8 protein-coding genes are annotated in these 12395 nt (G+C 27.6%); all 8 read right to left on the bottom strand.

Annotation, left to right across the window (positions count from 1 at the left end; genetic code table 11):
- On the bottom strand, nucleotides 1–1067 hold a 1067-nt coding region (locus H612_RS10070; protein WP_169515556.1), incomplete at its 3' end, for a YSIRK-type signal peptide-containing protein.
- Between the two features lie 434 nt (nucleotides 1068–1501).
- On the bottom strand, nucleotides 1502–4570 hold the full coding sequence (locus H612_RS09560; protein WP_027130401.1) for a DUF1542 domain-containing protein: 3069 nt from the start codon (nucleotides 4568–4570) through the stop codon (nucleotides 1502–1504).
- 463 nt (nucleotides 4571–5033) lie between these two features.
- Nucleotides 5034–6410 carry a sensor histidine kinase gene (locus H612_RS09170; RefSeq protein ID WP_035500357.1) on the bottom strand — a complete coding sequence of 459 codons (1377 nt, stop codon included), beginning with the start codon at nucleotides 6408–6410 and terminating at the stop codon, nucleotides 5034–5036.
- Entirely contained in the window at nucleotides 6407–7060 is a 654-nt protein-coding gene (locus tag H612_RS0104765) for a response regulator transcription factor (protein ID WP_027130400.1), read from the bottom strand. The genes H612_RS09170 and H612_RS0104765 overlap by 4 nt, the downstream gene beginning before the upstream one ends.
- A gap of 215 nt (nucleotides 7061–7275) precedes the next feature.
- Nucleotides 7276–7908, bottom strand: a complete 633-nt coding sequence (locus H612_RS0104760; RefSeq protein ID WP_027130399.1) for an ABC transporter ATP-binding protein — start codon at nucleotides 7906–7908, stop codon at nucleotides 7276–7278.
- 17 nt (nucleotides 7909–7925) lie between these two features.
- Nucleotides 7926–9209 (bottom strand): FtsX-like permease family protein, encoded by a 1284-nt coding sequence (locus H612_RS0104755; protein WP_027130398.1) that lies wholly within the window; start codon nucleotides 9207–9209, stop codon nucleotides 7926–7928.
- A gap of 51 nt (nucleotides 9210–9260) precedes the next feature.
- The gene (locus H612_RS0104750) at nucleotides 9261–10646 is read right to left on the bottom strand and encodes an ABC transporter permease (protein ID WP_027130397.1); all 1386 of its coding nucleotides are present in this window, start codon (nucleotides 10644–10646) and stop codon (nucleotides 9261–9263) included.
- A gap of 286 nt (nucleotides 10647–10932) precedes the next feature.
- Nucleotides 10933–12219: an adenylosuccinate synthase gene (locus H612_RS0104745; RefSeq protein ID WP_027130396.1), complete on the bottom strand. Its 1287-nt coding sequence runs from the start codon at nucleotides 12217–12219 to the stop codon at nucleotides 10933–10935.
- Between the last annotated feature and the right edge of the window lie 176 nt (nucleotides 12220–12395).

The following is a 12395-nucleotide window of genomic DNA, read 5'->3' as shown; positions in this document are numbered from 1 at the left end:
GGTGGCGTTGGTTGACCTGGTTTTTCTTTGTCTTTATCTTTTTCTTTTGGTGGCATTGGCTTGCTTGGTTTATCTTTATCTTTTTCTTTCGGCGGTGTTGGTTTACCTGGTTTTTCTTTATCTTTTTCTTTTGGTGGCATCGGTTTGCCTGGTTTTTCTTTATCTTTATCCTTTGGTGGCATTGGCTTGCTTGGTTTGTCTTTGCCTTTATCTTCATCCTTTGGTGGCGTTGGTTTACCTGGTTTTTCTTTATCTTTATTATTGTCTTTTGGTGGAGTCGGTTTGCCTGGTTTTTCTTTATCTTTTTCTTTTGGTGGTGTTGGTTGTCCTGGTTTGTCTTTGCCTTTATCTTTATCCTTTGGCGGTGTTGGTTTGCCCGGTTTTTCTTTATCTTTTTCTTTTGGTGGCGTTGGTTGGTCCGGCTTTTCTTTGTCTTTATCTTTTGGCGGCTTTATTCCATTATCCGCAAGCGATTTTTTAGCAACTCCTAAATATATTTCCACCTCATCTTTTGTTTTTGAATTCATTATTAATGTTTCATAAAATCTTTGAATATTCTTTACTGTTTGTTCATAATCTTTTCTTTTTTGTTTTTCTGTCTCAGGTATACTTTTCAAACCATCTTCTGTCGTTTTTTTCGCTAATTTTTCCAATTCTTTTTTTGCTTCAGCTTTTACTTTAGCAAGATTGTCTTTTTCTTTATAATTTCTATAATTTTCATCTCCAGCATCCCTTATTATTTCTTCTAATTCTGCTGTATTCTTTGCATTTTTTATTTTTTCTTTATATTTTTGTCTTTGTTTTTCATCTAACTCTTTTAATCCTGCAAGTGTTGTTTCTGCATTTTTTTTAGCTTTTTCTAACAAAGCTTTTTCATCATATTCAGTTTTTTTTATATTATTCTGCGTTGTAACTGTTGACTTTGAAGAAGCTATTTCCTCAGCCTTTGCTACTCCACTTCCCCCTAAAAATACAAGTGCCGCAATCATTACACTTGCTGTACCTACACTATATTTTCTTATAGAATATCGGTAATTTTTATTTAGTCTATTATTCTTTTTAATCATATTTATAATACTCCTTTTTATTTTAATTCAAAAATTGTTAGAAAACTGCCCTATAAAATTATAAAAAGCAATGCTATAGTTATGGAAATATAGATGCATTACGCATACTAACATCCTTCCATTATACATAGAACATTGCTTTATAACTTTTTTTCATAATATTTTTTGACAGAAATATTTCTGTTACAATTTTGTTTACCCTTTCATTTTATATTAATGATATTAATTTCATATGAAATTTTTAATTTATTTTAAAAATAATAGATAAAATAAGTATATTTTTAATTTATAAGTATAATAATATTCTAGATTACTCAATTATTTCTTCCATAATTAATTTCTACTTATTAAATTAAAAAAAATGAGAACTGCCTTTTGCAATTCTCATTCTCTTTTGTACATATTTTATATTTTTTGTTTTTAGTTAATCTTTTTTATTTCGCTTTTCTTCTTATTAAGTTTATTATTAAACCAAATGCTAAACCTAATATACCAATCATTGTTGTATAAATCGATTTTATTCCTGTATTTGGTAATACTTTTTGTCCATTTTTATTAGTTGTATTTGTTTGAATGCTACTATTCACTTGTTTCCCTTTTTTAGTTACTATTGCAAACTTACTAAAGTGTGATATTTCAAATACTACTTCACCATTCTCCATTTTCGACGAAATTTTTTCTAATGTACCATCTTTTTTCACATGATACACTTCTACATTAGTTTCCCCATTAGCTAATGCTATTCTTACAGTACGCATTTTATTTACACTTACTTCTTTTTCACCTTTTGTTAGTTCTAAGTCTAACACTCTTACTGTATCAGCCTTTAATTCTTTTTTAATTTTTTCTATTAATTCTTTATCATCAACTTCTTTTACTTTTACTCCATCGACATCAACTTCTTCTTCAAAAGTTACTGTTACATTTTTAGATTTAAATTCTTTATGTTCTATTTTCGGCGTTTCTGTCTTAGAACCTTTTTCTGTTTTATGTTGTTGTTTTGGTGTTTCTGATTTAGAATTATCTGGTTGTGCTGGTGTTGGAATTTCTGTTTTAGAATCTTCAGCTCTTTTATCTTCTAGTTTTGGTGATTGTGGTTTTGATAGCTCAGGCTTAGATTCTTCTTTTTTATCCTCTGGTTTTACTTGAGGTGCACTTGGTTTATTTTCTTCTTTTCCTTTGTCACCTGGTTGATTTGGTTTCAGAGTTTCTGTTTTAGAATCTTCTACTTTCTTATCTTCTGGTTTTGATGATTCAGGTTTAGATTCTTCTACCTTTTCACTTGGCTTTGCTTGCGGTACTTCTGGTTTTGGTTTATTACTTTCTTCTTTATCTTTTGGTAATTGTGGAGATTCCTCTTTTTCTACTTTTGGTGGTGTTGATATGCCTGGTTTTTCTTCCACTTTAGGTTCTGGCTGTTTTGGTTTCGGAGTTTTTATTTTAGAATCCTCTTCTTTTGGTTGAGATACGCTTGGCTTATCTTTTCCATTCTCTTTTGGTGATTCGGGTTTAGATTCTTTTTCTGTTTTATTCTCTGGTTTTACCTGTGGCGTTTCTTGTTTTTCTTTATCTTCTGCCATACCTTTTTCATCTACTTTTGGTGGCGTTGGCATACCTGGTTTTTCTTCTGCTTTATTTTCTGGTTGTTTGGGTGTTGGTGTTTCTATTTTAGAATTATTATTCTCTTCCTTTTTATTTTCTTCTTCTCCTTTTTCATCTGCTTTTGGTGATAATGGCTTACTTGGTTTTTCTGTTTTAGAATCCTTATCTTTTTTATCCTCCACCTCTGGTGATTCTGGTTTAGGCTCTTTTTCTCTTTCACCTGGTTTAGTCTGCGGTACTTCTGGTTTAGATTCCTCTACCTTTTCATTTGGTTTTATCTGTGGTGTTTCTGTATTAGGTTTATTTTCCTCAATATCTTTTTCATTTGTTTTCTGTGGAGTTTGTTCACTTGGAATATTTTCATTATGATGTTTAAAATCTTCCAGTGCTTTATTTAATAATTTTATCCCTTTTTCTTTTAATGGTTCTAATTCGATTTCAGTTTTTGATTCATTTACAGATTTTAAAATTTCCTGATAAGCACTATCTAACTTAGACGTTAATTTCCCCTTTTCTTCTTCTGTCAAGTTTTTTGTGATAAGAGGATCACTTGTATAATCTGAAATTATTTTTTGTAGTTCATCAGTAATTTTTTTTCTTTTAGCTCTCAGTTTTTCTTGATTTACTTTTTCTTCCATTTTTGGTGGTTTAGCTTCATCCGATTGATTTTCATTAATATCTTGAGAAGAAGTATTCTGTATTTTTTCAAACTTTTCTACTATTTCAGTTATTTTATTTAATGCCTCTTTTTTTATTTTTTTCACTTCTTCGTTAGTAGATGCTTCTTTTATATTTTTTCTAGCTTTCTCAGCAACTTCATCTAAATCATCCTCTAATTTATTTTGTACTTCATCATCTGAATCATATTTTTCTTCAAGAACTTCAAGTTGTTTTTCTACTTCATCCAATATTTCTAATTCAGATTCTAACTTAACATATTTTTCTAATGATATTGAAACCTTACCTATTGTATCCACATAAATATTTAAAACTTCTTCTTTAGTTATTGCTTTTTCTAATTTCTCTTTAGCATTTTTTAATACATTTTCTAATCTTGTGATTAATTCATTTTTTTCTTCAGTAGTAAAACCATTGTTTTTATTAAGTCTATCTTTCTGATATTCAATCTCTTGATTTAATTTCTCCAAAAATTCTTTCTCAGCTTTATTTTTTTCTTGGGTAATTGATGATTCTTTGATCCTGTGTAGCCTTTCATTTTCAGTTTCTGTCTCTAATTTTTCAATTTTTTTATTCTTTTCATCTTGAATTTTCTCAACTATTGAATTAAGTTCTTCAATCTTAGTTACATTATTTATTTTTTCTAGTAATATATTTTTTTGTTCATTACTAAAACTGTCTATACTCTCAATTTCTTTTTTTAATGATTTTTTCACACTATTTAATTTGCTTTCTTCGTCTATTTCAGGCATTATTCTAATCAATTCTTCTTTTGCCGTACCTATTATACTTGCTATTTCTGATTCGCTAACTGCATTATTAATTTCATCATTAAAATTTTTTACTATTTCTTCAACTTTTTCTCTAAATTTTTTTTTCATATTATCAGTTAAATTTTGCTCTTTTTTGAATTCAATTTGAATTTTTTCTTCAGCAATTTTTTTTAATTCACCCTCTGCTTTTTTCTTTTCAGCATCCAATAGTAATTTTTTTTGTTCTTTTTCATTATTTTTAGTTTTTTTCGCTGCTAATTTTTTCCCTTTCTCACTTGTAGCTTTAGCAGTTGTACTAGTAGTTGTCGTTGCTTCTTTCCCTTCAGCTTTTACTACTCCGCTTCCCCCTAAAAATACAAGTGCTGCTATTGCTACACTTGCTGTACCTACACTATATTTTCTAATAGAATATCTATAATTTCTATTTAACTTCATATTTTCTTTAAACATTTTTATATACTCCTTCTATAAATTGTATCGTATATTATAATTTTAAGTAAATCCTATTTAGCAAAATTATATTATACAAAATTTATAAAGCAATGTTATAATTGGAAAATAAAATATTTGTATCTTATTTAAGAAAGAATATTTTTTTATTAATTAGAATTAAACTTATTTTATTCTTTTTATCAACTATAAAACATTGCTTATAAACTTTATATTTTTACGGTTTACTATTAAATTATTATTGCTACAAATTTGTTCGCTCTTACATTTTATATCTGATATATGAAGTTTGTATGAAATTTAGAAAAATAAATTTTATTTTTTAAAGAAAATAAAATTAGGTATATATTAGCACTTAGGTACATATAAGTGTAAAAAATATTCCAGATAAAATCTTTAATAATATTTCGTTAACAAAAAATTACCCTCTAAAATTCATCAAGATTTTAGAGGGTAATTCTTTTTATTCTATTTCGTCTTCTTCATTTTCTTTATTTTCGTTTTTGTTCGTTAATTTTATTTTAAATCTCATTCCTTGTTCATACGGTTTAAAGCTATACTCTAATTTATAACTTTCTAAAATGTTTTTCACGATATATAAACCTAACCCTGTTCCATTTTGAGATTTATTTACTACTTGTGAATGATAGAAAATTTTAAATAAATTATCTAATGATTCTTTGTTTAAAGGTGGACAAGGATTGTCAATAATTAAATAACCATCCTTATCATAAATATATACATCACCATCTTTAGGAGAATACTTAATAGCATTGCTTATAACATTAGATAGAATCTTATCTAGTGCTTGTATACTCATAAAAATAGTTGTTGTTTCTTCTACATCATTATGTATACTGATATTTTTTGCTAAATATAATTCTCTATGCCTTTCTATTATTACTCCAGTTAAACCTTTTATATTTAACACTTGCTTGTTTCTAGTCCATTCTTGAAATTTTGAAGATTCCAAAATCTCACGTAATAAAATATTCAGGCTATCTATTTTCACAATAGTTTCTGATAAATATTTATCGTGATCTTTGTATCTTCCTACATTGTATTTCATATTTTCTAAGATTATTCTAATTCCTGCCAACGGTGTTTTTAATTCGTGCGATGCACCACGTAAAAATGCTACTTTTTGCTCTTGTAACTCGATTATATTTTTATTTTTTGTTTCTAAATCTTTTATCGTAGCTAATAATTTACTGTAAACTCTATCTATTTGCGAACCTACTTCACCTAGTTCACCTTTATTTTTTTCATTAAATCTAGCATCTGACTCCATATTCTGCATTTTTTTTGTAGTTTTTGCAATATAGAGCAATGGTTCTACTAATTTTTTTGAGTAAAAATAAGAAAATATAAAGCAAAATATCAGCGTTGATATAAGAGTAAACGGTAAATAAAGCAAAGCGATGTCTACTGCTTCTGTTAATACATTAGTTCCTGAAACAAACTGTACTTCTAAAGTTTTATTATCTTTAGTTTTTATAGTTTTTTCTTCTATAATAATGTAGTTAACATCATTATCCTTATCAATTTGTAAATCATGAATTATTGGTGACTTACCTTTATCAACATCATCTTTCAAATGTACAGAAATACCTAAATTTTTTGAATATGACTCTAGCAAGCCTGGAATTTCTCTAGAATCTTTTTGCTCTAAGTATTTTACAAAAACTTCTGCATTTTCTCTCAATTTATTTCTTTGTTTTTCCACATAAAAAACTGGAAAAGTAAAGTATATTATTACGTGTACAATAATTATTATCATTCCTAGAATTCCTAATGTTTTTAAGAATGTTCTTGGAAGAATTCCCATATTTTTCATCATAGACTCAACTTATACCCTACATTTTTTACAGTAACTATGCAATCAAGCCCCAATTTTTTTCTTAGGTTTTTTACATAAACATCTATAACTCTATCGTAAGGAATTTCTGCACTTCTATCCCATACATACTCCAATATTTGTTCTCTACTAACTGCTTGGTTAGAATGTTGTAGTAAAAATTTTAAAACATCTATTTCTTTCGGTTTAATATCCGCTTCTTTATCTAAATAGACTGCCTTATAGCTTGTAAAATCGACAACAGCTTCTCTATATCTCCAAATTTCATGATTTCCATAATGTCTTTTTAATAACGCATTTATTCTTTTAGACAAAAGTGGCAAAGAAAAAGGTTTTGTTACATAGTCATCTGCTTCCATATCAAATCCTTTTAATTGTGAAATTTCGTCTTCCATAGCACTTAAAATAATAACAGGAATATTGCTTTCTGTTCTTATTTCTTCTAGTACTTCAAATCCACTTCTTTCTGGTAACATTAAGTCTAATACTATTAAATTAATTTCAGTTTCCTTGAAGACTTCTACCGCTTCTGTTCCGTCTTTTGCGGTAAAAACATTATATCCTTCTTCCCTTAAATACTCTTCTACTCCATCTAATATTGTTTGTTCGTCATCTACTACTAATATATTCATTATTCCTTTTACCTTTAACAAAAATTCTCTTACAAGCATAACATTTTATAGTATTTTTTTCAATTAATGTACTTTGTCATTTGCTAAAAAATTAAAAAAACAATAAAAAAATAAAATTACCATATTAATTCGGAGTAAAAATATTTTTTATTAGCTGTGATAAATTTAATTTCTTACTCCGAATTTCATATGTTTTATATTTTATTGATTACATTTTATACTACTTTTAGTTTTTTATCTTGTAATTGTAACACGACATCCGCTGCTTTCGATAATTGATTGCTGTGTGTTACAACGATTACGCATTTGTTCCTTTCCTTTGCTGAATCTTTTAATATTTTAATAATGTCTTCTGCTGTATTTTCGTCTAAGTTACCTGTGGGTTCGTCTGCTAATATAATTGGCGCTTGTGACACAAGTGCTCTAGCTATCGCTACCCTTTGTTGTTGACCTCCTGATAATTTCATAATATTTCTATTTATTTGATCTTCTTCTAGACCTAATTGTAAAAGAATATCTTTATTCGCTGAAGAAGATACTAATTTTAAATTTTCTAATGGTGTTAAATAATCGATTAGATTATAACTTTGGAAAACTAAAGAAATTTGATGACTTCTATGATAACTGTATCCTTTTTCTTCTATGTCCTCGTCATTGAATAATATTTTTCCACTAGTTGGTGTATCTAGTCCCGCTAACAGTGACAATAGTGTAGATTTTCCTGCACCGGATTTCCCTATTATTGCGTAAAATTTTCCAGCTTCAAATTCTACATTTAGATTTTTCAACACTTTTTCTTTTTTATTTTCATATGAATAACTAACATTTTTAATTTTCAAAATTGACATATATTCTTATTCCTCTCTTAACTCATTTTTGATAAAATATCTTTTGGTTTCATTCTTAGTATAATCATTGATGTTGCTCCAACCGCAAAAACTATAATTAAGAATAATATTATTGATACTAACGTAATATCCCCTATTCCTACTTTTACATTTAGTATTTGTTGAGAAATCGCTTCTGGTAAATCCTCTGTACCTAATTTCTCTACTACACTTTTTATTCCATATTTTAAAATTACACTTTCAATAATACTAGATATTGTTATACTAAATATTGAAATAAAAATTAATTCCAATATCTGTTGAGTTACAATTTTTATTTTAGAATTACCTATAGATAACAATACCCCTATTTCATACAATCTTTCTCTCAACCAAAATATTAACACTAGTGATAATATTATCACACTACTGATTATACTTCCTATTCTCACAAGATTAATTATTTTTTCTATACTCTGTAGTGAAGCAATAACAGTTTGAAAATTTTTATTTGATTTTGATACTTCAATCTCATCTATAGACAATTTTTTTACTGATTGAATAGTTTCTTCTAATTTTTTCGGATCTTTTACAAAATAATCCACAGAAGTAACTTTAAAATCATTTTTTGAAAATTTCATTAGTTCTTGACTGGAATTATAATCAGTATATACAGTATTTTCTATAAGGTCTGAACTTAAACCTTGAAAGTCATTACTTTTCTTCCCTGAATAAATTCCTACTACTTCGTATTCTTTTTTTGAAGTAGTGTTTTTATTTTCACCTTCATTTTTTTCTAATTCAATTTTACTTCCTATGTCAAGTCCATTTAATTTTGCAAATTCTTCATGAACTAAAACTTTATATTTATCTGTTGCTTCTATGTGTCTACCTTTTTCTAACTTTAATACTTCGCTTTTGAAATCTGAATTTTGGGAAGTAGTTGTATTCGCATTTAACATAACAAGATTTGGTTTTTTGACATCTTCGTTTAAAACAACGTTCCCTTTTCCTTCTACTACTTTTTTATTTAAAACTTTTACTGGTGTTGAAAATTTGTAATTAGAGTTTTTGACTTCTGGTAATTTAGAAATCTCATCCAATTTTGTCATTGGAATCTCTTTATTAGTTTTTGATGTATTTTCTACAGTAAAGCCAAAGCTAGAATTTTCATAAATTTTATTAGAAATACTCTTAGTAGTATTATTTAAAATATTACTGCTTAGTAATAAAGTTGATATTATAGTTAACAACAAAAACATTATTACACTCTTTACTTTTTTTCTAATAATATACAGATAAGCTCTTTTAAAAACTGGCATATGTATAACTCCTTTCGCTAACTTATGTTGTTTACCTATATATTATTATGACTAATTAATATTAGATAATAATTCTTTTGGTTTTTTATAAGCTAATCGAATCGATGCTATGCAAATTGCTACAATAATTATAGCTAATCCTATACCTACAACACTCGCCATATCTGCCGGATTAACACTAACATCTATTGATGTTATCATTTTACTTGCACCTTCTACTTCTGCATTCGCTCCGTACATTACTCCTTTAGTTTCATTCGCTACACTTTTCGAAACAGTTTTTATTGATTGTGATAAGATTTGATTACCAATACTTTGACTGATCGCTCGTCCTAAGAAGTATGAAACAACAAAACTTGGTATACTGATTAACACTAATTCTACTACATACTGACCTATTATCTTAGCTTTAGAAACACCTAGTGCAAGATTAACACCAATTTCTTTTCTTCGTCCATTAATCCATAAGAATAAAATAAGTGAAAGGGTAATTACACTAAATATTAATGTTCCTACAAAGACACCATTAGTTATACCATATATAGAATCTAAAGATTTTTGTAATACTGGGAAGTTTTGATTACTTTTTACTAAATTAAATAGTCTCCAGTTAATAGGTAGTTTTTTTGCTTCTGTTATTACTTTATCTAAATTATCTTTTCCATCAACTAAGAATATAGCATCTTGGTAGATTTCTTTTCCATCTTCATAATCATATAATGTTTTAGTTGTTGTTGTATCTGTAATAAATATATTATCATACAACTCCATATGACTAGTAGTATTCCCTTTGTTTTTCCCTGTAAACATACCTACTACTGTTACTTCAGTTTCTCTTTCAGATTTTTTTTCATTATCTGCATCATGTGGATTTCCTTTTAATTTAATTTTATCCCCTAATTTTAAATTATTTTTTTTAGCGAAATCTTCATGAACTAAAACACTATTACTGTCAGATTCCTGCAAATGTCTACCTTGTACTAGTTTCAACGTTTCAGCAGAAAATCTATCATCCAATGAAGAATCATTTGTTCCAGTTACAATAACTGTTTTAGAAAATCGTTTTTTATTTTCTGAATTTTGCTCTTCAAGTCTGTGATTAGCTAATTTTAAAGGTTCTAAATCTACTAAATCAGCTGATACACTCATTCTTTTTATATATTTTTTTATACCAGGAATATTTTTAACCTGCTCAATATCTTTCCCTACAATATTACCAGCACCTCTCGGTGTTCCTGGATTTGTTCTCCTATTTATTTCCATAGAGAAACTACTAGTTATATTTTTAAAAGTTTCTTTGGCTAAATTGTCCGTTGATTTTTTTATGGAAATTGTACTTAAAACCATCGTGGACATACTTACTAGAATAAAAAATATTATTATCGTTTTTAATTTTTTTCTAGTTATATAAAGCAATGCTTTTTTGAATATTGACATATATTTTCACCTCATAATTTTTTTAGTCAGAAAATTTTAAATTATAGTTTAAAATTCAAAGGCAAAATAATATTTTTTTACATTTAAAGACATTATAATAAATTCTAATTTTCATTTTCTCCCATATGACTAAACAAAACTCTCTTTCCAACTTCCACTATTAATTTAAAACTAATTAACTACACTAATGTCAATATACCAAGTTCAAGTGAATTGGAGATGAAATAAAATAAAAAATGAATTGATTTTTTATCAATTCATTTTTATATTATTTTATACTAGTTTTTTATTTCCATAAGTCTTCTAATAAGTGTGTTTGTTTCCTGTCTGGACCGGTTGAGAAGATAGAAATTTTTACGCCTACCAATTCTTCAATTTTTTTCAAATAATTTCTAGCATTTTCAGGAAGTTCTTCCAATGTGCTAACTTCTGTGATATCTTCATCAAATCCTGGAAGAGTTTCATATATTGGCTTACAATCTTTTATAATATTTTCGTTAGCTGGATATTCTGTTAAAATTTTCCCATTGTAATCATAAGCTGTACAAATTTTAATTTCTTTTAAGCCGCTTAAAACATCAAGACAGTTTACCGAAAGATTAGTCATTCCAGATACACGAGCAGAATGACGCATTACCACAGTATCAAACCATCCAATTCTTCGTGGACGTTTTGTAACTGTTCCATACTCATGACCAACTTCACGGATAGTGTCACCAACTTCATCAAATAATTCTGTTGGAAATGGTCCATCACCTACACGAGAAGTATATGCTTTACTAATACCTAAAACTTTTAATCCTTTTGTAGGAACGAAACCATTTCCTACAGTAATACCACCTGCACTTGGATTAGATGATGTAACATAAGGATAAGTTCCATGGTCTATATCCAACATAACACCTTGCGCACCTTCAAATAAAATATTTTTATTTGATTTTTCCGCATCCTCTAATACTTTTGATGTATCAGTCACATATTCGGCTAATTGTTTTCCATATTCAAAATACTCATTGTATATTTCTTCTACCGTGAATCCTTCTACGCCATAAATTTTTTCAAACACTTCATTTTTTTCGATCAAGTTTTGTTCTAATTTTTTCTTAAATAATGCTTTATCTAATAAATCTGCTACACGGATTCCACATCGTTTGTATTTATCAACATATGCAGGACCAATTCCTTTTTTTGTTGTACCTATCTTATTTTCTCCACGTCGTGCTTCTTCTACTTCATCTAATTTTAAATGATAAGGAAGAACTACATGTGCTCTATTAGATATTCTTAAACCTTTACAAGTAACTCCACTTTCTTTTAATTTATTAATCTCTCCACATAACCATTTAGGATCAACTACTAAACCATTCCCGATTACTGATAATTTATCTTCATTAAAAATTCCTGATGGAATTAACTGTAATTTATATGTTTTTCCATCAAATTTTATCGTATGTCCCGCATTGTTACCACCTTGATAACGTGCAATAACATCAGCACCTTCTGCTAGAAAATCTGTTATTTTTCCTTTTCCTTCGTCTCCCCACTGTGATCCAACTACTACTATTGTAGACATAAGTCATCCTCCTATAAAAGTAAGTTTTTAAATTGAATATAAAGGTTTTTATTTAATTAAATACTTAAACTACTTTGTCGAAATATTCGGCTATGACATAGTATATTATATTTTTTAAACTCAAACATATATATTATATCATAATTTACCTTATTTTTATATATTTTTGTTTTAAA

This window comes from Gemella cuniculi DSM 15828, from assembly GCF_000425665.1.
Taxonomy (GTDB): Bacteria; Bacillota; Bacilli; order Staphylococcales; family Gemellaceae; genus Gemella; species Gemella cuniculi.
This window is presented reverse-complemented; position numbering and strand designations above follow the sequence as displayed.